Source organism: Stenotrophomonas rhizophila (genome assembly GCF_000661955.1).
Classification (GTDB): Bacteria; Pseudomonadota; Gammaproteobacteria; order Xanthomonadales; family Xanthomonadaceae; genus Stenotrophomonas; species Stenotrophomonas rhizophila.
The window spans coordinates 2009623-2032667 of the sequence record NZ_CP007597.1 but is presented as its reverse complement, the minus strand read 5'-3'; the positions used below and the strand labels follow the sequence as shown (position 1 = coordinate 2032667).

The 23045-nt window shown below is 64.7% G+C and carries 17 protein-coding genes; 9 read left to right on the top strand and 8 right to left on the bottom strand.

The features are described 5' to 3' along the window. Window positions 1-12 precede the first annotated feature (12 nt). The 8 genes from tssH to DX03_RS08720 form a co-directional block, all read right to left on the bottom strand. Window positions 13-2760: a type VI secretion system ATPase TssH gene (gene tssH / locus DX03_RS08755; protein ID WP_038687999.1), complete on the bottom strand. Its 2748-nt coding sequence runs from the start codon at window positions 2758-2760 to the stop codon at window positions 13-15. A gap of 71 nt (window positions 2761-2831) precedes the next feature. Then, on the bottom strand, window positions 2832-3923 hold the full coding sequence (gene tssG, locus DX03_RS08750) for a type VI secretion system baseplate subunit TssG (RefSeq protein WP_038687998.1): 1092 nt from the start codon (window positions 3921-3923) through the stop codon (window positions 2832-2834). Beyond that, complete coding sequence (gene tssF, locus DX03_RS08745; protein WP_038687996.1) at window positions 3887-5722, bottom strand: type VI secretion system baseplate subunit TssF; 1836 nt, start codon at window positions 5720-5722, stop codon at window positions 3887-3889. Before tssF ends, tssG begins: the two co-directional genes overlap by 37 nt. A 1-nt stretch (window position 5723) precedes the next feature. Then, window positions 5724-6215: a type VI secretion system baseplate subunit TssE gene (tssE, locus tag DX03_RS08740; protein ID WP_038687993.1), complete on the bottom strand. Its 492-nt coding sequence runs from the start codon at window positions 6213-6215 to the stop codon at window positions 5724-5726. Window positions 6216-6354: 139 nt separating this feature from the next. Then, on the bottom strand, window positions 6355-6852 hold the full coding sequence (locus DX03_RS08735; protein ID WP_038687991.1) for an Hcp family type VI secretion system effector: 498 nt from the start codon (window positions 6850-6852) through the stop codon (window positions 6355-6357). A 140-nt stretch (window positions 6853-6992) separates the two neighbouring features. Then, window positions 6993-8486, bottom strand: a complete 1494-nt coding sequence (tssC, locus tag DX03_RS08730) for a type VI secretion system contractile sheath large subunit (protein WP_038687990.1) — start codon at window positions 8484-8486, stop codon at window positions 6993-6995. A 3-nt stretch (window positions 8487-8489) separates the two neighbouring features. Further along, on the bottom strand, window positions 8490-8990 hold the full coding sequence (tssB, locus tag DX03_RS08725; protein WP_038687988.1) for a type VI secretion system contractile sheath small subunit: 501 nt from the start codon (window positions 8988-8990) through the stop codon (window positions 8490-8492). A gap of 36 nt (window positions 8991-9026) precedes the next feature. Further along, window positions 9027-9650 (bottom strand): tetratricopeptide repeat protein, encoded by a 624-nt coding sequence (locus DX03_RS08720; protein WP_185753497.1) that lies wholly within the window; start codon window positions 9648-9650, stop codon window positions 9027-9029. 303 nt (window positions 9651-9953) lie between these two features. On the opposite strand from DX03_RS08720, the gene tssJ reads away from it, so the two are divergent. The 9 genes from tssJ (at window position 9954) to DX03_RS08680 (ending at window position 23036) form a co-directional block, all read left to right on the top strand. Next, window positions 9954-10514: a type VI secretion system lipoprotein TssJ gene (tssJ, locus tag DX03_RS08715; protein ID WP_241658901.1), complete on the top strand. Its 561-nt coding sequence runs from the start codon at window positions 9954-9956 to the stop codon at window positions 10512-10514. A 186-nt stretch (window positions 10515-10700) separates the two neighbouring features. Continuing rightward, window positions 10701-12035: a type VI secretion system baseplate subunit TssK gene (gene tssK, locus DX03_RS08710; RefSeq protein ID WP_038687986.1), complete on the top strand. Its 1335-nt coding sequence runs from the start codon at window positions 10701-10703 to the stop codon at window positions 12033-12035. Then, on the top strand, window positions 12035-12826 hold the full coding sequence (gene icmH / locus DX03_RS08705; RefSeq protein WP_038687984.1) for a type IVB secretion system protein IcmH/DotU: 792 nt from the start codon (window positions 12035-12037) through the stop codon (window positions 12824-12826). Before tssK ends, icmH begins: the two co-directional genes overlap by 1 nt. A gap of 156 nt (window positions 12827-12982) precedes the next feature. After that, window positions 12983-15730 (top strand): type VI secretion system Vgr family protein, encoded by a 2748-nt coding sequence (locus tag DX03_RS08700; protein WP_081797198.1) that lies wholly within the window; start codon window positions 12983-12985, stop codon window positions 15728-15730. Continuing rightward, complete coding sequence (locus DX03_RS08695; protein ID WP_038687982.1) at window positions 15723-17348, top strand: hypothetical protein; 1626 nt, start codon at window positions 15723-15725, stop codon at window positions 17346-17348. Before DX03_RS08700 ends, DX03_RS08695 begins: the two co-directional genes overlap by 8 nt. 2 nt (window positions 17349-17350) lie before the next feature. Further along, window positions 17351-18475, top strand: coding sequence for a hypothetical protein (locus tag DX03_RS08690; protein ID WP_244880203.1), 1125 nt, complete (start codon window positions 17351-17353; stop codon window positions 18473-18475). A 108-nt stretch (window positions 18476-18583) separates the two neighbouring features. After that, the gene (locus DX03_RS21160; protein WP_185753496.1) at window positions 18584-18913 is read left to right on the top strand and encodes a hypothetical protein; all 330 of its coding nucleotides are present in this window, start codon (window positions 18584-18586) and stop codon (window positions 18911-18913) included. A gap of 752 nt (window positions 18914-19665) precedes the next feature. Continuing rightward, a complete protein-coding gene (locus DX03_RS08685; protein ID WP_081797197.1) occupies window positions 19666-22530 on the top strand; it encodes a type VI secretion system Vgr family protein in 2865 nt (954 codons plus the stop codon). Then, window positions 22527-23036: a hypothetical protein gene (locus DX03_RS08680; protein WP_038687980.1), complete on the top strand. Its 510-nt coding sequence runs from the start codon at window positions 22527-22529 to the stop codon at window positions 23034-23036. The genes DX03_RS08685 and DX03_RS08680 overlap by 4 nt, the downstream gene beginning before the upstream one ends. Window positions 23037-23045 lie beyond the last annotated feature (9 nt).

The window sequence follows — 23045 nt, the reverse complement described above, 5'->3', positions numbered from 1 at the left end:
TCCAGTCGACAATCAGGACAGCTTGTATTTGAAGGCGCCGTTCTTCCCTGCGGTCACCTTGATGGTGTTGATCCGGTTCCCCTCGGCCATCGCCGCCAGGACGCTTTCCGCGACCTCCGGCAGCAGCGTACCGTTGAGGATGTGATCAACATTGCGTGCACCGGAATCCACCTCGGTGCAACGCGACAGCACGGCCTCGACCAGGCTGTCGTCCCACAAGAACGTGGCCTTGTGGTTACCCGCCACACGGTCGCGGATGCGGCCGAGCTTGAGCGCGATGATCTGGGCCAGCACGTCGTCGTTGATCGGGAAGTACGGCACGACTTTCATGCGACCCAGGAACGCGGGCTTGAAACTCTTCATCAACACCGGGCGCAGGGCTTCACCCAGTGCGTCGGCAGTGGGGATCTCCTCGGCCGGCTTGTTCAGGCAGGCCTGCATGATCTGCGACGAGCCGATGTTGGAGGTCAGGATGATCAGCGTATTGCGGAAGTCGATCTCGCGGCCTTCGGCATCGTCCATCTGGCCCTTGTCGAACACCTGGAAGAACATCTCCAGCACGTCCGGGTGGGCCTTTTCCACTTCATCCAGCAGGACCACGCTGTACGGGTTGCGGCGGACCGCTTCGGTCAGCACGCCACCTTCGCCGTAGCCCACGTAACCCGGGGGCGAGCCCTTGAGGCCGGAAACGCTGTGCGCTTCCTGGTACTCGCTCATGTTGATGGTGATCAGCTTGCGCTCGCCGCCGTACAGGATGTCGGCCAGCGCCAGCGCGGTCTCGGTCTTGCCCACGCCGGACGGGCCGACGAACATGAACACACCGCGCGGCTTGTTCGGGTCTTCCAGCTTGGCCGTGGCGGTACGCACGCGCTGGGCGATGGCCTCCAGCGCGTGGTCCTGGCCGATCACACGGTCGACCAGCAGGGTGCCCAAGGTGCGCACCGTGCGGATCTCGTCCTTGACCATCCGGCCCAGCGGGACGCCGGTCCAGGCCGAGACGATTTCGGCCACCACGCCGCCATCCACCTGCAGCGGCACCATCGGGGTGTCGCCCTGCAGCTGGCGCAGTTCGGCCAGCAGGCGGTCCAGCTCGGCCTGCTGCGGCGACACTGCGGCGGCGGCCTTCTTGCCACGCGCCACAGGTTTCTCGGCGGCGACGGCCTCAGCCGGTGCCGCCTCGTTGCCAGCCGCTTCGGCACCGCCGTTTTCCATCTGCTGGCGCAGCTGGCGGATCTGGTCGGCCAGGGCACGCTCCAGCGAGAGGCGCTCTTCATTGGTGGCCAGCACGGCCCGGGCATCGGCCTGCAGCTGCTGCAGTTCGCCCAGGCGCTCGGCATGGTGGTTGGCGCCGCCGGCGGTTTCGCGCTGCAGCGCGGCCAGCTCGGCGTCCAGGCGATCCAGGTGCTTGCGGGTGTCTTCGATGATCGCCGGGGTGGCGCTCTGGCCGAGTGCCACCTTCGCGCAGGCGGTGTCGAGCACGCTGACCGCCTTGTCAGGCAGCTGGCGGCCGCTGATGTAGCGGTGCGACAGGCGCACCGCTTCGGTAACGGCCTCGTCCATCACGCGAATGTTGAAGTGCGCTTCCATCAGGCCGACCATGCCGCGCAGCATCGCGGCGGCCAGGGCTTCAGTGGGTTCTTCCACCTTGACCACCTGGAAGCGACGCGCCAACGCGGCGTCCTTCTCAAAGTACTTCTTGTATTCGCTCCAGGTGGTGGCCGCGATGGTGCGCAGCTCGCCACGGGCCAGGGCCGGCTTGAGCAGGTTGGCGGCGTCATTCTGGCCTGCCGTGCCACCGGCACCGATCATGGTGTGGGCTTCGTCGATGAACAGGATGATCGGGTGCGGGCTCTTCTTGACCTCGTCGATCACGTTCTTCAGGCGGTTCTCGAACTCGCCCTTGACGCTGGCACCGGCCTGCAGCAGGCCCATGTCCAGGGTATGCAGTTCCACGCCCAGCAGCACGTCGGGCACGTCCTTGTCGGCGATGCGGCGGGCCAGCCCTTCCACCACGGCGGTCTTGCCGACGCCGGCCTCACCGGTGAGGATCGGGTTGTTCTGACGGCGACGCATCAGGATGTCGATCACCTGGCGGATCTCACCATCGCGACCGATCACCGGGTCGATGCGACCTTCGCGGGCACGCTCGGTCAGGTTGGTGGTGAACTGGTCCAGCGCCGGCGTCTTGGACAGCCCGCCCTTGCCGCCGTCCACGGCCGCGGCGGTCTCGCCACCGAGGTCACCCTCGCCTGCGCCGGCATCGGCGTTGCGCACGGTCTGGGTGGCTTCCTGCGAGCCCTCGGTGAGCTTGGCGAAGTCGTGCTTGAGCTCGTCCAGCTTGAAGCGCACGAACAGCTTGGAGCCCCGGTAGGCCAGCTGCGACAGCTCCGGTTCGGTCATCAGCGCCAGCAGCAGGTGGCCGCTGCGGATGCGGCTGGTTTCCGAATCCAGCGAGGCAATCAGCCAGGCGTGTTCGAACAGCTTGGGAATGTGCTGGGAAAACACCGGGGTGCGGCCGTTGCCGGTCTTGAACTGGCTGATCTCGTCGGACAGGTCGCGTTCCAGCGCATCGGGCGAGATGCCGCAGCGGCGGGCAATCAACACGAAATCGCTGTGCGGCTGCTCCAGCAGCGCCAGGAACAGGTGCTCCAGATCAACCTCGTAGTTGCCGCGCGACATGCACAGGTTGGCGGCACGCTCGGCGGCCAGACGGCAGGTATCGTCCAGCTTGCTGATCAGGGTCTTGAGATTGATGCTCATGCGGGAAAACGCGCTCCTTGCTGAAACCTGTTGATGAAGGGCAGCGGCCGGTCAGCCCTGCCCCGACCTGTTCATTGCAGTGTATGGATGCCGTAGGTGGTGTCCGACCGCGGGCCGTCGGCGGCACGCGAGCACATGTAACTGTCCCAGCCCAGCCGCGCGCCGACGCCGGCACCCAGCCCGGCGCCGCGCACGTCTTCCTGACGCAGCACCAACCGCACTTCGTATTCCAGCGTGCCGCCAGTCAGCAGCGACAGCCACTTGGCCAGCGCCTGCTCGGCGCTGCCGCCGGGCAGGAAATCATCGAACTGCTCCCGTCGCAGCGGGCCGATGCTCAGGCGCATGCGCAGGTCGCGCTGCCAGACCCGGTCGCCGGCCAGCGCACTGGCGCCGAGCGTGGCGTTGGCCTGGCCCAGGCGCGTGGATTGCCCGGCCGGCACCCGGTACCAGGCGCCCACGAACTGCTCCAGCGCCAGCGGCACCTGGAAGTAGTCGGCCAGCACCCGCTGCATCAGCGCCGCCGACACCGGGCGTTGCCGCACCGCGCCGGCGTAGTAGGCAAAGGCCTGGTCGAACACGTCGCCGTGCCCGTCCACCAGCCGGTCGCGCAGTTCGTTCATGCCCATGCCGAACAGCGACATGATCAACGGCAGGAAGCGCTCGCGACGATCGATCTCGTACTGCAGGGCCAACCGGTGCTTCTTCCACGCCGCGTAATGCAGCGACACCGCGCGCGTGGAGAAGATGTCCAGGAACGCGCGTGCGGTGCGGTCGCGGTCGTACAGCTCGCGGATCTGCAGGGTTTCGGTGTAATGCAGCGGCAAGGCACCAGAGGTGCCCAGCAAGCCCATGAAGTGCGGGGTCAGGTGCACCTCGGCCAGGGTCTCGTGCTCAAGCGCATGGTCGATCGCCGCGGCGTCTTCCAGCTTGTCACCCTTGAGGCTGTACGCCACGCATTCCGAGCTCAACTCGGTGGCCGGGAAACCCAGCGACAACGGGTTGCGGAACCGCACCCGCATGGGCACGGCCTGGCCTGCCTTCACGCCCTGGCGCTGGAACACCTGCTCCAACAACCGCGCCGCCTGGAAGAACTCGAAGCGGTGCGGTTCGGCGAGCAGTTGCTGGGCTACGCCAGGATCGATTCGCCGCTTCGCGCCGGGCATCGGACGATCTCCTCACCACTGTCGCTGGAAACCAGCACCAGCCGGGTGAAACTGTTGGCATGCACGTACAGTGCAAAGAAGTGATCCATCACCTGGGCAAACGCGGCAATGCCGGCGCCCACGAAATGGTTCTCGTTGATGGTCAGGCGGATCTCCAGCCCGCGTACGACCGAGGCAAACTGCTTGCCGGACATCCAGCTGGTCACCGGGTGCTGCTCCAACGCCAGGATGCCGTCGATCTGCCGGGCCGAGACGTTGTTGCCGGACAGGTCGTACAGCCGCAGCATCTCCTTCAGCGCGGTCAGCCCGCTGCCGGTCAGCGACAGCTGGTTCAACGACAGATGCGAAATCAGTCGCCACTGGGCGTTCTTGCCCTGGCGGAAGCGCAACGGCCGGGTCGGCTTGCGCAGCAGGCTGATGGCCCGCGCGGGCGTGCCGCCTTCCAGGGTGAGATCGCCGCCGGCCACGCCATGGGCCAGGTGGCTGGGCAGGTCACGGTTGCTGCAGGTCAGCTCCAGGCTGACGGTGTCGGTCTGCGGCAGGGTCGGGTTGAAGGCCAGGTCGACGAAGCTGATCTCGGTTTCAAAGCCCGGGCTTTGCCGCGCGATGTCCTCGTCGCGACGCGACACCCAGTACTGCCCGGTGCGGTCCGGGTCTTCGCCATGGTGCAGCGAATAGAACGGACGGAACGCCTGGATCACTTCGCCCTGTGGCGTCTGCCGGATGCGGTGCACCGAGTCGATCGAGTACACCTCGTAGGCAAACGCACGCCGCGCATCGGCCAGCACCGCGTAGCTGACCGTGCGATGGGTCACGCGGATCGGCTCGCCCGGCTGGGTGAACAGGTTGACGATCGGCGTGCAGCCCAGGCGCACGTTGCTGGCGCTCAGGTCCTCCAGCACCAGCTGGTTGCCACGCTCGGGGGCGCTGGCCTGCAGGATCAGGTGCAGGGTGAAGCTGCGGCTGGCGCCGGCGGTGACCGGCTTGAGCAGCAGGTCGACGAAGCCGAATTTTTCCGGGTAGGCAAACAGCTCGGTGAGCAGACGATAGGCCGGGTGCGAGCGCGCCGGGAAGTCGACCAGCGATTCGTCCTCGCTGAAGCCGACCTGGCGCAGCGGCACCTCGTCCAGGCGGCGCCAGCGGCCGCTGTTGTCGGCCTCTACATAGGCCACCTTGACCCCGAGCGCCAGAGCATCGCGCAGCGACGCACGCAGCGAGGGCTCGCCGTCCAGGAACAGGCGCAGGGCGTCGGTGCCCAGCGTATCGAAGCTGGCCTGGTCGGACATCAGGCGGAAACTGAGCGACACCTGCGCGCCGCTGCCGGCCGGCAGGCTGGTGGCCATCGGCGCTTCGGCCACACCGCGGTATACCGCCGACTGCACCGCGATCGGTGCCAGGACCACGTCGAAGGCGGTACGGAAACGGCAGGACACGCCGCGCACCGGGCGCGACTGCAGGGCCGTGCCGCGCGCCACGGTGATCGGCGCGCTCAACTTGGACGACACCCCGTCCATGTCGAAATGGGCGATCGAGCACGACGGGAACGGCCGCAGGTAGTGCGGATACAGGACGTCCAGCAGGGCGTCGGTGAATTCGGGGTAATCGTCTTCGATGCGCTTGGAAACGCGTGCGCTGAGCAGCGCGAAGGCTTCGATCAGGCGCTCGACATGCGGATCCTGGCTGCCTTCGGCATTGAGCTGAAGGCGACCGGCAATCTTGGGGTAGCGATCGGCGAACTCGCGGCCGTAGCGGCGCAGGTAAGCCAGTTCGCGTTCGTAATAGGGCAGCAGATCCTGCATGTCAGCTGGTCGCCTGCTGGCGACGCGTACGGCTGACCTGGTACTGCAGGGTCGACGGCTGCAGCATCGCATCGAAGCTGACCGGCTCGCGGGCCGGCTCCAGATCGAGCAATGCGTTGATGGTGAAGTGCAGGCCGCCACCGAACTGCGAGCCAACCTCCAGGCTGACCCCCACGTTCTTCAAACGGCGCTCGTGCCGGGCCACGGCCTGCTCCAGCGAGCGGCAGATGGCGGCACGGTCATAGGCGTTGGCCAGGCTCATCGCGGAAAAATCCGCCAGGCCGTAGGTCAGCAGCGACTGCTTGCAGTTCGGGAACTCGGCCATGTCGTCTTCCTGGAACGCTGCACGGGAATTGAGCAGGCCTTCCAGGTCGCGGGCGATCGATTCCTTGTACTGGTCCAGCGATATGGACTTGAACACATGCCCTCCCCCATTGGACTTGGGGGCATCGTCAAACAGTTTCTCGAGCAAGCTGGGTTCGAGTCCCTTCATTGGTCATTCCGGTCTGTCTGCGTCCCTGCATCATGCAGAGGGGCAACACGCGCTGCGGCCGTTCCTGGCCACTCCCGATGTACTGCCAGGTGATTTCAGACTGCGATGGCGCACAAGGCGCCATCGCAGCGACACTACATCAAACGGCGTAGTTCGGAATGTTCTTGGTTGCACTCCACTGCGCCACGGCCTTGCCACCAACGCCGCCTTCCGGCTTCTGCTGCTGGTAGGTCCACTTGATCGCACCAAAGCTCAACTGAATCACTTCCTGCGGCATCCCCTCGGAATCAACCGTGGTGGTGACGCGGTGAACCAGGACGTTCAGCAGCTCGACCGTGTAGTAATTGATCGCGTTGCCGTCCTTGTCAGCACGCATGAATTCAATGCGAGCCTTCGGGAAGGTGGTGCCATTGCTGGCCGCCTGGTTCAGGGCAGTGGTGGCGAGATCGATCGTCTTGGTGATTTCGATCGGCGACAGATTCACACGAGCTGCGGTGGTGCCACCCGAGGTCGACGCGGTGGCCGAACGCGGCTGCAGCAGATCCTGCGAGAAGGACTGGATTTCAATCCAATCCTTGTGCTTGTCGTCGTGGGACTCGCCCTTGATGGTGTCGATAGAGAGGAAAGCGTGCTGCATATCTGGTCTCCTAAGTTCCGGTCTTCCGTGAGATTGGGTGCCGGGATCGCTCCCGGCGGTTCAGGGGGGTTTAACCCTCTTGGAAAAACGTCGCTGCAATCAGGGCATCCGCCCCTTGGCGCTACAGCAACATCAATGCGTTACGACTTTTTTGCAGTTGCCGGCAATTCGGCAACCAATCGCAACGAAACAGACAGCTCATCGAGCTGGAAATGCGGCCTGATGAAGGCCACAGCGCGGTAGACACCGGGTTTCCCCGGTACTTCCGAAACGTTCACAGCGGCTTCGCGCAGCGGGTACTGGGCCTTGGCTTCCTGCGAGGCGTTGTCGTCCAGCAGTACGTACTGCGAGATCCAACGGTTCAGGAACTCCTCGACGTTGCCCGCCGACGCGAAGCTGCCAATCTTCTCGCGCATCATCGCCTTCAGGTAATGGGCGATACGCGAGACGGCGAACATGTACTGCAACTGGGCAGACAGGATCGCATTGGCATTGGCCGAATCGGTGTTGTACTTCTTCGGCTTCTGTGCCGACTGGGCGCCGAAGAACGCGGCGTAGTCGGTATTCTTGCAGTGGACCAGCGGAATGAAACCGAGGTCACTGAGTTCTTTTTCGCGGCGATCGGTGATCGCCACTTCGGTCGGGCACTTCAGTGCCACTTCACCGTCGTCGGTGCGGAAGGTATGGGTGGGCAGGTCTTCGACCAGGCCACCGCCTTCGACGCCGCGGATGGCCGCACACCAACCGTAATCCTCGAACGCGTGGGTAAGACGCGCGGCCATGGCATAGGCGGTGTTGCACCACAGGAACTTGCTGTGGTCGGCGGCGTCCACTTCCTCGACGAAGTTGAAGCCTTCGACCGTGGTGCCATCCTTCGGGTTGTACGGCAGGCGACCCAGGAAGCGCGGCAGGGTCAGGCCGACGTAGCGGCTGTCCTCGCTTTCACGGAACGACTTCCACTTGGCGTATTCGACCGTGTCGAAGATCTTCGCCATGTCGCGCGGCTTGCCCAGATCGGTGAAGGTCTCCAGGCCGAACATGCCCTCGGACGCAGCCGAAATGAACGGCGCATGGGCCGCAGCGGCCACGTGCGACATCTGCTCGACGAAGTACATGTCTTCCGGCTGGCGGCCGATGAAATAGTCACCGACCAGCGCACCGAACGGCGCACCGCCGAAGGTGCCGAATTCTTCTTCGTAGACCTTCTTGAACAGCGCGCTCTGATCGAAGTCGATCGCCGACTTGAAGTCCTTGACCAGGTCCTTCTTCGGCGCGTTGAAGACCTTGATCTTCATGTTCGGGCCGGTGGAGGTCTGCTGGCACAGGTAATGCAGGCCGCGCCAGGTGCTTTCCAGCTGCTGGAACTGCGGGGCATGCATGACCGCGCTGAGCTGCTCGGAGATGATCCGGTCAATCTCGGCGATGCGCGCATCCAGGGTCAGGTTGAGGTTGTCGGACACCACCACGGTGCCCTCCAACACTTCCTTGGCCAGCTCGGAAATGATGTCCTTGGCACGCTGGTGCTCGGTCTCGGACTTGGCGACCTTGCTCTTCTCGACGATCTGGTCGAGCAGGCCGATTTCCTCGACGGCTGCGGCCGACTGTTCGGCTACACCGGTAGCTTCTGCTGCCATGGCTTATTGCTCCTTGCCCGTGCCCAGCTTCTTGAGCTGTTCGGTGTTGTTCAGGACATCGGTCAGCAGGTCTTCGAGCTTCTCGTTGCCGGCCAGCTTGTTGCGCAGGTCGGCCAGCTTGGTGCGCGATTCCAGCAGCTTGCGCAGCGGTTCGATCTGGTCGACCACCGATTCGGGGCGGAAATCGTCGATCGAGTTGAACTTCAACTCGACGCCGAACTCGCCGCCGCCATCACTGATCTTGTTGGCGACGCGATAGACCGCGCGCGGGGCGACGCCTTCCATCACTTCGTCGAAATTGTCCAGGTCGACGTTGACGAACTTGCGGTCCTTGACCTTGGGCAACGGCTGTTCCGGGTTGCCGCTCAGGTCACCGAGCACGCCCACCACGAACGGCAGCTCCTTCTGTTCGATCGCATCACCCTTTTCCACGTCGTAGGTCAACTGCACGCGCGGGGGGCGGATCTTCTGGAGCCGCTTCTGAATACTGTCCTTCTTCGCCATCGGTGTCTCCTGACTGGGGGCGTTACTGCGTGCGGATCAGTTGCCGCCGAGGTTCTGGAAGGGATCGCCGCCGTTGGACGACGCCGGACGTGCAGCAGGCGCGGCAGCAGGTGCCGCAGCCGGTGCGGTGGTGCGACGGGTACCCGTGCGACGGGCCGGCGTGCGCGGCTTCGGCTTGGGATCTTCAAGCACGGCATCGCCCATGGTCTTGCGCAGGGTGTCGGCCAGGGTCTTGGCTTCCTTGCGCGCAGTTTCCGATGCCAGTGCGCCGCGGCCCTGCAGGCGCGTCAGCGAGGTGTTGGCGATGCGGAAGCCGGCCACGGTGATGACGCCATCGGCCACCAGGTCATCCGGGTCGCGCTGCAGCACCTCTTCGGCGGCAACGATGGCACGTGCGTACTGGCCCTGGTCGAACTGCAGCTGCGCGATGCGCACCCACGGTTCCTTGCGGGTCGGATCGGCGCGCGCGGCGTCTTCAAAGCTCTTGATGGCGGCTTCCGAACCTACCGTGGTGACCTGCGTCTCCGCCGTGGTCATCGTTGCATCGTACGGAGGCACCGCGCCCTTCTTCGGCGCCGACGAACAGGCCGCCAGACCAGACAGCAGTGCCATTGCCAACAACGGCCGATAGACAGCCTTCCCCATTACCTTCACTTTCATGCCAATCCCTCATGGAAACTTCTAAAGGTGAGTCCGGTCCCCGCCGATACAACACACGGGATTCCCTTCCCTTACCGCCGCAAGTGTACAACTGCAAATACGCAGGGGTATAGTGAAGCGCATAGAGTGTTTCAATGCAACGTTGCCGTTTTTCACACTGTCTTCCGCGATCTTGACGTACATGCGGCTTCGCAACGCCCCGCTGATCACCATCCCCAACCCTCCGTCCGAGAATGCATGAAACCCCTCATGAGCCGAAATTTCTGCTTAGGGCGTCACACTCTTATATGTCTTGTCACGGCGATGTCATTGTCATTGACCGGCTGCGCGAGCGGCGGGCTGGGCAAGGCCATGGACAAGACACTGCAGGCGGTCGGGATCCGTGATGCGCAACCGGAGGCACCGCCGGTGGTTCCCCTGCGGCTGCTGGCCGGCATCAACCTCAACGCCGGCAACGACAAGCGCGCCACCGCCGCGGTGGTGAAGGTCTACCACCTGCGCAGTGCACAGCGCTTCGAGCAGGCGCCCTTCAATGCGTTCCTCGACCAGAGTGGCGAACAGGCCGCGCTGGGTGCAGACCTGTTGTCGGTCAACGAGATCGTGCTGACCCCGGGCAATCGCCAGGAGCTCAAGGAACAGTTGAGTGAAGGGACCGCGGTGCTCGGTGTGGTCGCCCTGTTCCGCGCACCGGCCGAAGGCCGCTGGCGGTTCGCGTTCGACGGCAAGCACAAGAACCTGGCCAACGAAGGTATTACGGTGGGAATCCATGCCTGCGCACTGACGACTGACAGCCAGGCCCTGGTCACACGTGTGTCAGGGGACCCGGGCAGTCTCGCTTCCGTGCGCTGCGTCTCTCCTCGTTGAAGATGCCTGCATTCTGACGTCAGAATCCCGGCATGCGGTAGTATTGTTGAGTAGCCGGGCATCGAAAACGTGATGCATCTCGCACTTTCACATTCCTGTCTTGGGAGTGTGTGTGGAAACCTAGTGTGTATCGGGCGGGGTTGGCCCGAGATTTCCAAGGATTGAAATGTGGCATATGTAAGCAGGATGTCCAAAGTTCTCTGGGGTGAAGGCCTGTTCCTGAGGCCCCAGCATTTCCAGCGCCAGGATGCTTATCACGAGGCGCGTCTGCAGGACCTGTCACTCACGCTGCACCCCTATGCCTGGGGCTGCCGTCGCGTGCGTTTCGATCCGCAGGCACTCGGCAGCGGCACGCTGCGTCCGCTGGACATTTCGGCCGTGTTTCCCGATGGCGAGAGCTACGACGCGCCAGTGCACGACGCACTGCCCGATGCGCTCTCGCTGAAGGACCTGCCGCCCGGCGTGCAGTCCACGGTGATCCACCTCGCACTGCCGTTGCTGCGCGATGACGGCGACAACTGCGCCGATGCCGAGTCGAGCCAGCTGGCCCGCTATCGCCAGATCAATCGCGGCGCCAACGACCTCTACACCGACGCGGTGGAGGCCGAACTTGGCTTCCTCGGCAAGGCGGTGAAGCTGCTGACCGACGAGAACCCGCGCGATCCGTATTCCACCGTGGCACTGGCGCGCATCCGCCGCACGTCCACCGGCGGGTTCGAGCTCGACGACGAGTTCATCCCGCCGTGCGCACACCTGGAAGCCTCGCCGACCCTGCATCGGGAACTGCGCGGCATCCTCGATTCGCTGCAGGCCAAGGTGGACGCGCTGTACGGCCTGCACCGCGAACCATCGAAGAACATCATCGAGTTCCGCTCGGGCGACATCGCCTCGTTCTGGCTGCTGCACACGATCAACTCGTCGTTCAGTTCGCTGGCGCACCTGTACCACCATCCGCAGCTGCACCCCGAACGCCTGCACCAGGAACTGCTGCGCATGGCCGGGGCGATGCTGACGTTCTCCAATGCGTATGCGCTCAACGATCTGCCGCGCTACCTGCACGCGCAGCCCGAAGCCGGCTTCCGGCAGCTGTTCGAGATCATCCGCACGCTGCTGGACACGGTGATTTCGGCGCGTTACTTCAAGATCGCGCTCAACGAGGTCAAGCCGTCCTACCATCTGGGCCGGCTGGACTCGCAGCGCATCGATGGCGATGCCTCGTTCTACCTGGCGGTGTCGGCCGACGTGCCGGCGCAGGAGCTGGTGCAGACGGTGCCGGTGCGCTTCAAGATCGGCGCCCCCGACGACGTGGAAAAGTGCGTGCTGTCGGCGCTGCCCGGCGTCAAGCTCACCCACGCCAACCAGGTGCCGGCCGCCATCCCGGTGCGCCCGGGCAGTCACTACTTCGAACTGGATACGCGCGGCGCACTCTATGAGCGCATGCTCAAGTCGCAGTCGCTGATGGTGTACGTGCCGTCCGGTATTGCCGACCTCAAAATGGAACTTGTCGCGGTGACCTCATGATGAATTCGCCCCTGCCCCCTACCCCGGGCCCGATGCCCTCGCTGAGCTCGCATGGCGGCCTGGCCGCGCCTGCCCCGCAGGCGGCCAACCCGCAGAGCCTGCAGGACCTGATGGCCGATGGCTTCTACCTGCTGCTGTTGCTCAAGCGTGGGCAGCTGCCCTCCGACGGCGAAGCGTTCGTGTCGACCGTGCAGAAGTTCCTGGACGGTGTGGAGCGCAACGCCAACCGCATGGGCATCGCCTCCGAAGACGTCTACGCAGCCAAGTACGCGTTCTGCGCCGCGGTGGACGAAGCGATCCTGTCGCAGCCGTCGTCGCTGCATGAGTCCTGGGAGCGCAACCCGCTGCAGCTGCGCCTGTTCGGCGAACACCTGGCCGGTGAGCACTTCTTCGACCGGCTTGAAGAGCTGCGCCGCCAGGGCGCCCCGCGCCTGCCGTCGCTGGAGGTGTACCACTTCTGCCTGCTGATGGGCTTCGAGGGCAAGTACCGCCTGGAAGGCACCGAGAAGCTCGGCTACCTCACCGCCCGCCTGGGCGATGAGATCGTGTACCTCAAGGGCAAGCGCCACGGCTTCGCGCCGCATGCACTGCCACCGGACAACGTGCGCCACAGCCTGCGCCGCGTGGTGCCGCTGTGGATGCCTGCGGCCCTGGTGGCCGGGTTCGGCCTGCTCGGCTTCTTCGGCCTGCGCTTCTATCTGGGTCACGAAACCCAGCAGCGGATGGCGGCGTACAACGATGTGGTGCAGATGCCACAGCGTACGGCGCACATCACCATCACGCTGCCCTGAACCAGACAGGGTCGTCGGCCCTTGGCCCGGCGACCTTGCGCTGCTCCACCGGGGCAGCAAGCAGTTTTCAGCGCATGACGGTCCGTGTCGACCTCATGCGGATGCGCACAGGAACGTGCGCATCTTCGCCCATCTTCCAAGAAGCCTGACGACGATATGGATATCTCCCGCTCAGCGGCGCTTGCCGCCCTCGCCTCTCCTTCGCAGCAGGCACGTCTGATCCAGCTGCAGGGCCCTGCCCCAGGCCTGGTCGTGGAGCGTTTCGAGGGCCAGGAATCGGTCTGCGGCAGCACCCGCTTCGAGATCGACTGCCTGTCCACCGATGCGTTCCTGGACATGGACCCGTGGCTGGAACAGCCGCTCACCCTGCAGCTGCGGCAAGCCGACGGCGGCCTGCGTCAGTGGCATGGGCTGTGTACCGAGGTGGCCCAGCTGGGCAGCGACGGTGGCCTGGCCCGCTACCGGCTCACCCTGGAGCCGTGGACGGCGCTGCTGGAACTGCGCCGCAACGCGGTGATCTTCCAGGAACTGGACACCCGCACCATCTGCGAGCAGATCTTCGGCGACTACCCGCAGGCGGTGTTCCGCTTCGACGTGCAGTCCGCCCTGCCCGCCCGCGCCATCACCACCCAGTACCGCGAGAGCGACTGGGGCTTTGTCACCCGGCTGCTGGCCGAGGCCGGCCTGGCCTGGCGGATCGAGCAGACCCAGGGCGATACCGCCGCACATACGCTCGTGGTCTTCGAGCCGGGCGCCGAACTGACCGACCTGGGCGCACAGCGCTTCCATCGCGCCGACATGGCCGAGGCACTCGATGGCATCACCGCGTTTGCCGAGCAGCGCCAGCTGGTCCCCAACGCCAGCAGCGTGGCCAGCTGGCACAGCGAGCAGCTCCAGGCGGTGAGCGGCCAGAGCCAGGCCGAGGCCGGCGAGCTGCCGGCGCTGGAAGTCTATGTGCAGCCACGTGCCGGCCGCTTCGGCAAGGGCGCCTCGGCCGACGATGAGGCCCAGGCCCGTCTGAATGCGCTGCGCGTACCGATGACCCTGTTCCAGGGCAGCGGCAGCGTGCGCGTGCTGGCCGCCGGCAACCGCTTCACCCTCACCCAGCACCCGCAGCACCAGGGCCAGACCTTCCAGCTGTTGGCGGTAGCGCATGTGGCCGTCAATAACCTGGGCCACGGCATCGTTGAACTGCTTGGCGAATCCGCCCTGGAGAACGGCAGCTATCGCAACCGCTTCCTGGCCGCCCCTAGCGACGCCCCGATCCGGGCGTTGCCGCAGGACCGGCCGACTCTGCACGGCCCGCAGACCGCCCGCGTGGTCGGCGTGTCCGACAGCGTGGTCACGCCCAATCGCGAGCACCAGGTACGCATCCAGTTCGGCTGGCAGCGCGGCACCGCGCCCAACCCGGGCGGGCTGACCGACACCGGCAGCAAGCTCACCGGGCATGCCCCGGGCGACCAGACCAGCGGCAGCTGGGTGCCGGTGGCCGAGTGGGTGGCCGGGCCGAACTGGGGCACGCATTTCCTGCCGCGCATCGGCAGCGAGGTGCTGGTGGAGTTCCTGCATGGGGACATCGACCAGCCGCGCATCACCGGCCAGCTCTACAACGGCGAGGTCGCCCCACCCTTTGGCGGCGGCATCGACGAGAAGGCCCAGCATCCGGGCGTGCTCAGCGGCCTGCATACGCAGTCCCATGACGGTGGCGGCACCCAGCAGTGGGTGATCGATGACACCCCCGGGCAGCTGCGCACGCGCCTGCAGACCTCGCTGGCCGACAGCCGGCTGGAGCTGGGCTACCTGATCGAACATGGCGACACCCGCCGCGGCGCACTGCGCGGCCAGGGCTTCGAGCTGGCCACCCAGGGCTGGGGCAACGTGCACGCGGCCAAGGGCCTGCTGATCTCCACCACCGCGCGCAGCAATGGCGCCTCCACGGTGCTGGACAGCAACGAGGCCGTGGCCCAGCTCAAGGGCGCCGAACGCAGCCTGGAAGGCATGCACGACACCCTGCAGCAGCAGAACGTACCGGCCCTATCGGCGCTGAAAAGCACCACCCAGCTGCGCGAGAAGATCGATCCGCAGGTGGACGGCAAGTACGACGGCGAGGTCAACGGCCAGTCTGCAATGAAGCCCGATGATGGCCGCACCCCGGGCAGCAACCCGGTGGAGCGCTTTGCCGCGGCCCTGCTGCTGGCCGAGTCGCCCGAGCAGATCATCTGGACCACCCCGGCCAGTGCGGTGGCCTACGCCGGGCAGAACCTGCAGATGACCGTGCAGCAGGACCTGCACATCAGCGCCGGCGAAACCGTCTCCACCGTGTCCGGCGAGCACACCGCGCTGTTTACGCAGGACGGCCCGATCAAGGTGATCGCGGCCAACGGGCCGGTCAGCCTGCAGGCGCACACCGGCGAGCTCGAACTGCTGGCCGACCAGGCCATCACCATCACCGCCACCGACGACCGCATCGACGTGCTGGCCCAGCAGAAAGTGGTGCTGCAGGCCGGCAACAGCGCGATCACGCTGGAGGGTGGGGACATCACCTTCAGCTGTCCCGGCACGTTTACCGTCAAGGCCGGGCAGCATCCGTTCCTGGGCGGTGCCAAGGATGAAGCATTCCTCCCCCCGCTTCCCAGCGGCGCGCAGGAAGCCACGCACTGGATAGCACTCAATTACATGGACGTTGACACGATGCAGGCACTGGCAGGGACGCCATACGAGATCCACTTCGAAGACGGATCTACGATTCAGGGCAAGCTGGACGCAGAGGGCAAGGCGCATCACGGCCCCATACCCGAAAAGAAGGTCGCGAAAGTCATCTACGAGCCACGCGATCCGACACGGGACACTGCCTGGCCCGACCTGGAGCTGATTGCCAACCTGCAGGGCAATACGCATGGCTGATTCAGGTCACGATCGCCCGAACGAAGCAGCCCCGGTTACCCTTCAGCAGTTGCGGGAAGCGCTGGCCTTCGTCACCGAGCAGTACAAGAACGTCACTGACGGCTCCAAGAACGTAGTCGAATGGCTGTGGGAAGCCATCCAGGGCGACTTCAACCAGGAGCGCACTACAGGTCAGATCGCCTTCGACACCGCGATCTCCATGATTCCGGGCGTTGATCAGGTCTGTGACGTCCGTGATGTCGTTGCCAACTGCAAACAGATCAATGACGACACCAGCAACACCTGGGCGTGGGTCGGACTGGTACTGACCCTTGTTGGTCTGATCCCCACTGTGGGTTCGCTCCTCAAGGGCGTTCTCAAGATCTTCTTCATCTACGTGCGCCGCGCCGGTCTGAATCACGTGGCACGTGCAGTCGACGAGGCGATGGATTGGGTAATTACCTTCCTGCGCCGACGCGAGGTGATGAAATACTGGAAGGCGCTGAAATGGGATCGCCTGTTCCATGAACTGGCCAACCAGACCCGCGTGGTACGCGCCCTGGTCAGCCCAAAGATCCTGCTCGATGCATTCGACCGCGCCATCAAGCTGATGGACAACCTCCTGGGCTATGCCAAGCACATCCCTGTGGTTGGTCCCGCCGCACAGGAGACGCTCAAGCTGGTGAACAACGTTCGCAGCTTGGCAAGAAGAAAGATCACCGAGTTCACCGCTCCCGCGCTGAGGACTCTGGATGAGATCATTCGGCGATTGGAGATTGAAGATCTCGTCCAGCGCCGCGGCGTTCTGGACGCAGGAAACGTACATTTTTCTGGAACACTGCCGGAGGCGCATGCGGTGACGCTGATGCGTCGCTCAAGTCCGCCCCCAGCTTGGTTGGGTACGGGCAAGCCAACCAAGAACTTACCGCTGGACCCCATAAGTCAGCGCAAGAAGGTTGATGCAAAGACGGCAGAAGGCTATCCAGCGCTTACAGATGCGCAAATTGAAAGCTTCACGAAGCTCGTTGAAGCTACCCTTGAGGGCCCAATGAAGCTGTACCGCGTCGTCTCGCCCAGCAATTTTGCAGCTGGCGCAGACTGGATGAGCGAAGAGGTCTTCAACAGAATCATGCGCTCCAAGGACCCGAAAGCAGAGTGGCGCAAGTTCTTGGCAGTCTGGCCTGACTGGAATCCAAATGGCCAGTTCGTCGTCTACGAAATCAAGGCCGGCGAGAAGGTAAAAGTATGGCGTGGCGAGGCATCGGCACAGATCAAGGACGACCTGCCAGACCATCATCTTGAAGGGGGATACGAACAGATCAAGTTCAACGGAACCCTGACCTATGACGCAGACGGAAATCCATTTCTTGCACCAGGCGGTGCTGCTGGCGATAGCGCCACCTATTTCAAGGTTGACCAGGCGACTGGCCAACTGACCCCAAGCACAATGACCTACGCGACGTGGAGGAATCTTCCACCACATGAGCAGATCAAGTATCCCAGCCTACGCACCAAGATCAATCACCCAAGCATTCTAGGCCCGTTCGATACACGCTGGGGAAGCACGGACTTCGGCACTCAATTGAACGACGTCAGATTGGGCTTGCCCAATCTTCCCGGACAGGTAACCAAAAGCTAAGCATGATGCAGACAGTCAACCAAGAGCTAAATCCGTGGCACCGCCGTCAAGCTGCGCTGCTCTACCACTTCGCTTCCATGCCCTACCTCAGAGGCCTGTTGGAACAGATCAATCAGCTGATCGGCTTCACCGACGAAATTTTGGAGGATCGTGGTGGTCTGGACGCTGCGGGTCGCTCACTCGCCAATTGGCAGCCAGCCGATACGGCTGGGCACTTCTCAACCCATGCGTTTCCCGCACTGGTAGACTTCAAAGAGAAAGTGATCAGAGCCATTGCAGCTCGCAGTTACGAACGCTACAGCGAGGCCGGCGAACGTCAGTGCTCCAGAATGTTGCAAGAGTACGCCTTCCAGATGATCTGGGCGACCGGCGAACAGGAGGCATCGTTCCAAAGTCGCGCAGAAGCTGTCTTCAAGTACGCTGGCAACATCAGCCGTATGATGCGGCGCCCCACCACCTGGAATGACTTCGTTTTCTCATTGTTGTGGGAAAAGAACAGGCAGGACTTTCCACGTATTCCCTGCTTTCGCGTAAGGACCGATATTGAATGCGTGAGCGGCCAAACTCCGCCACGCACAGGCGTTTACGTTCCGCAGGATGATCCCATGGGGGCACTTCAGTTCGGCTGGACCGGCGGCTATGGAGAACTGGGCGATACGTATACGTTGAACGACTTCGGAAAGATCGCCTTGGAGCGGGTCGGCAGAGCCGGACTCTGGTCCGACGAATCAGGCCTTCATGCGTTGATCAATGAACCTCAGCATCGACACTTACCAAAGATCGATGACAGTGATCGAGCGCGCGTGGATTTTGCACCGGCGGCCGTCGCCCTGCAGGGATTCGAAGGCCGTCCGTGCAAGTGGTACTTCGTCGAACTGCTGGACGGTGAGTACGAGGATCATGATGGCAGCTATACGGGGCTCTCGTCTTTCCCGAGCTCAACAAGACCACACCGAGTCGCAGGGGGCGAGCTGGTTCCCCAAAGCGGCTGGTGGTATACACCGGCAAAGATGGGCTCAACGCGATACTTCAAGAAGGAGGACCGCTTTCCCCATTTGGACGGAAACGAGTTCGGAACCACCTTCTGGATCTGGTCACCGGATCAGTCTGCGCCGAAGCTTGGCTGAAGAGTCACCAGCGCTATGAGGAGCAACGAGATCGCGTTACGACGGGTAGTGCGCCACAGATGACACCCACGTTCACCACGTGCATATCAGCATGGGCACCGATCAACCATGAGTACGCTACTGACAGTCCTGCTGACGGCCGCCTCGCTGTCGCAACCGCCCTTTGAAACGCTTCCGGAGGCAATCGGGTCCGTCAACTGCCCAGCGCCGCCACGCACCATCAGCACCGTGGAAGGCCGGATCTACGGATGTCGCCCCGGGGAAGGCGCGGATCCGTATCACGATGTGACGCCGCCCGACGAAAAGGCACATTGGCTGCTTCCGTTCGGAAACGCGAACCTTCCGCCCAATAGCACGGCCAGTTATCACGCCGCGAAGGACTGGCCGTTCCGTGCCGTCCTCTTGTCGGGCAACCCGGTGGCACCCGGGCTGGAGTAAGTCTAGGTCTTTGATCGCAATGGCGTGGTCGTTGATTCCAACGAGCCGGGGGCAATCGGCGACCAGATGATGGAGGCGCGCATCTCCGGAATCCGGATGTGGCCCACCGCAAATGTCTACTACCGGCTGCCGCCTGCGGGAAAAAAGCCGACGAGCAATACTGCGGTTGCACGTATCGGCCAGACCGGGCGCTATACCTTCGTGGTGGCGGACGGCACGCTGTGCCCGGTGCTGGACGAAAGCCATGTGAGCTCCTGGTCGGGGGCGGAGGCATCTCCAACAGCAACAGGAACGTACATCAACGGGCACTGTGCCGAGGTTTACAGGATCCAGCCCTCGAAGGAGGCGGACTTCGCCATGTACCCGCATCAGGCGGACCCGGCAGCGCCAGTGGCAAGATGGCTTCTGCGAGCCGGGAGCGCCCACCGCCATACCGAGGGTCACGAGACTGGGCGCCACGATGGAATCCGGACGCGACGACGCCCCATATGGTGCTGTTCGTCACACTTTGACGCCTACTCTTTGACACGATTGCCGCGTATCTCGTCGGATGCGCCAGAATTACCCCCATTCCTTGCCCAGCCGTTGCCGGGCGCGCGTCTGGGGACGTGACCGGAACCGTAGGTGAAATGGCCCGGGGACGGGGTTTGTTATGGTCCCGGGTAAGTGGCGTGGGGACTGGCGGTGTTGGGCGCTGATGCGACCGCCGCCGGGCACATGCTTGGTTGCACTCCTGACATGGGATTGTCGATATGGATGTCTCCCCCGCACAGTTGCTGGCTTCGCTGGGCGCCCCCTCGCAGCAGGCACGTCTGATCCAGTTGCAGGGCCCTGCCCCAGGCCTGGTCGTGGAGCGCTTCGAGGGCCAGGAATCGGTCTGTGGCAGTACCCGCTTCGAGATCGACTGCCTGTCCACCGATGCGTTCCTGGACATGGACCCGTGGCTGGAACAGCCGCTCACCCTGCAGCTGCGGCAAGCCGACGGCGGCCTGCGCCAATGGCATGGGCTGTGCACCGAGGTGGCCCAGCTGGGCAGCGACGGTGGCCTGGCCCGCTATCGGCTTACCCTGGAGCCGTGGACGGCGCTGCTGGAGCTGCGCCGCAACGCGGTGATCTTCCAGGAACTGGACACCCGCACCATCTGCGAGCAGATCTTCGGCGACTACCCGCAGGCGGTGTTCCGCTTCGACGTGCAGTCCACCCTGCCCGCCCGCGCCATCACCACCCAGTACCGCGAGAGCGACTGGGGCTTTGTGACCCGGCTGCTGGCCGAGGCCGGCCTGGCCTGGCGGATCGAGCAGACCCAGGGCGATACCGCCGCGCACACGCTGGTGGTGTTCGAGCCCGGCGCCGAACTGACCGATCTGGGCGCACAGCGCTTTCACCGCGCCGACATGGCCGAAGCACTCGATGGCATCACCGCGTTTGCCGAGCAGCGCCAACTGGTGCCCAACGCCAGCAGCGTGGCCAGCTGGCACAGCGAACAGCTGCAGGCGGTGAGCGGCCAGAGCCAGGCCGAGGCCGGCGAGCTGCCGACGCTGGAAGTCTATGTGCAGCCGCGTGCCGGCCGCTTCGGCAAGGGCGGCTCGGCCGACGATGAGGCCCAGGCCCGGCTGGATGCGCTGCGCGTACCGATGACCCTGTTCCAGGGCAGCGGCAGCGTGCGCGTGCTGGCCGCCGGCAACCGCTTCACCCTCACCCAGCATCCGCAGCACCAGGGCCAGACCTTCCAGCTGTTGGCGGTAGCGCATGTGGCCGTCAATAACCTGGGCCACGGCATCGTTGAACTGCTTGGCGAATCCGCCCTGGAGAACGGCAGCTACCGCAACCGCTTCCTGGCCGCCCCTAGCGACGCCCCGATCCGCGCCTTGCCGCAGGACCGCCCGACCCTGCACGGCCCGCAGACCGCCCGCGTGGTCGGCGTGTCCGACAGCGTGGTCACGCCCAATCGCGAGCACCAGGTACGCATCCAGTTCGGCTGGCAGCGCGGCACCGCGCCCAACCCGGGCGGGCTGACCGACACCGGCAGCAAGCTCACCGGGCATGCGCCGGGCGACCAGACCAGCGGCAGCTGGGTGCCGGTGGCCGAGTGGGTGGCCGGCCCGAACTGGGGCACGCATTTCCTGCCGCGTATCGGCAGCGAGGTGCTGGTGGAGTTCCTGCACGGGGACATCGACCAGCCGCGCATCACCGGCCAGCTCTACAACGGCGAGGTCGCCCCACCCTTTGGCGGCGGCATCGACGAGAAGGCCCAGCATCCGGGCGTGCTCAGCGGCCTGCATACGCAGTCCCATGACGGTGGCGGCACCCAGCAGTGGGTGATCGACGACACCCCGGGGCAGCTGCGCACGCGTCTGCAGACCTCGCTGGCCGACAGCCGGCTGGAACTGGGCTACCTGATCGAACACGGCGACACCCGTCGCGGCGCACTGCGCGGCCAGGGCTTCGAGCTGGCCACCCAGGGCTGGGGCAATGTGCACGCGGCCAAGGGCCTGCTGATCTCCACCACCGCGCGCAGCAATGGCGCCTCCACGGTGCTGGACAGCAACGAGGCCGTGGCCCAGCTCAAGGGCGCCGAACGCAGCCTGGAAGGCATGCACGACACCCTGCAGCAGCAGAACGTACCGGCCCTATCGGCGCTGAAAAGCACCACCCAGCTGCGCGAGAAGATCGATCCGCAGGTGGACGGCAAGTACGACGGCGAGGTCAACGGCCAGTCGGCAATGAAGCCCGACGATGGCCGCACCCCGGGCAGCAACCCGGTGGAGCGCTTTGCCGCGGCCCTGCTGCTGGCCGAGTCGCCCGAGCAGATCATCTGGACCACCCCGGCCAGTGCGGTGGCCTACGCCGGGCAGAACCTGCAGATGACCGTGCAGCAGGACCTGCACATCAGCGCCGGCGAAACCGTCTCCACCGTGTCCGGCGAGCACACCGCGCTGTTTACGCAGGACGGCCCGATCAAGGTGATCGCGGCCAACGGCCCGGTCAGCCTGCAGGCGCACACCGGCGAGCTGGAACTGCTGGCCGACCAGGCCATCACCATCACCGCCACCGACGACCGCATCGACGTGCTGGCCCAGCAGAAAGTCGTGCTGCAGGCCGGCAACAGCGCGATCACGCTGGAAGGTGGGGACATCACCTTCAGCTGCCCCGGCACGTTTACCGTCAAGGCCGGGCAGCATCCGTTCCTGGGTGGGGCCAGCGACGCCGCTGCCGTTCCCGCGCTGCCCGACCAGACCTTCGCCTTTACCGACAGCCTGCGCTTCGCGGTGGAAGGCGCGGACGTGCTGGCCGGCGACTTGGGCTGGACCAACCTGCCCTTCAAGATCGTCGACCAGGACAACAAGGAAGTGGCCGCCGGCACCGTTGGCGAGGATGGCCGCCTGCCGCGCGTGATGTCCGAGGGGCTGGGCAGGACGCTCACCCTGCAGGTCGGTGAGGACAAGTGGGAAAAGATCACCGCCGCCACCGCCGCGCCGCCGGAAGAAGACGGCGACAACGATGACGACCCCGATGGCGACCGCTACCGCGGCGAGCTCGATGCCGCCGCGCAGACGGGCGCCCTGACCCCGGAGCAGATCCTCGAACTGCTCGGCAACGAGAACGATCACGCATGAAAACCCTGTCGTATCTGCTGCTGGCCGCCGCGATCGCCGCCGCCCCGGCGCAGGCCCAGCAGTACAAGCCCGGTACCGCCACCATCGCCAGCGCGCAAGGCACGCTGCGGGTGAACTCGGGCCTGGTCAACCATTTCAACGCGCACAGCTTCTACGTCTACAGCTTCCAGTGGCAGCCGCAGGGCAAGGACGCGGTGTGGAACCAGGTGCCGCTGCTGGCCAAGCCGGATGCGGCCCCCAGCGAATTCGTGTTCAAGACCACCGCGACCGCGGACTTCCCGTTGAGCGACGCCCGCGTGGTGCAGGCCGGCGGCAAGACCTGGCTGTCCACGGCCCAACTCAAGTATGAGGACACGCCGTACGACGACAACGCCAGCGTGGAAGTGAAGCGGTATGAGCTGGTGCGCCAGCCTGACGAAGACCGCTGGGTGTTCGTGCTGCGCAGCACCCGCAACGTTGGCAAGAAAACCGTCACCCAGGCGCTGGCAGCGCCGCCATCCCCCTGAGCGTCGAGC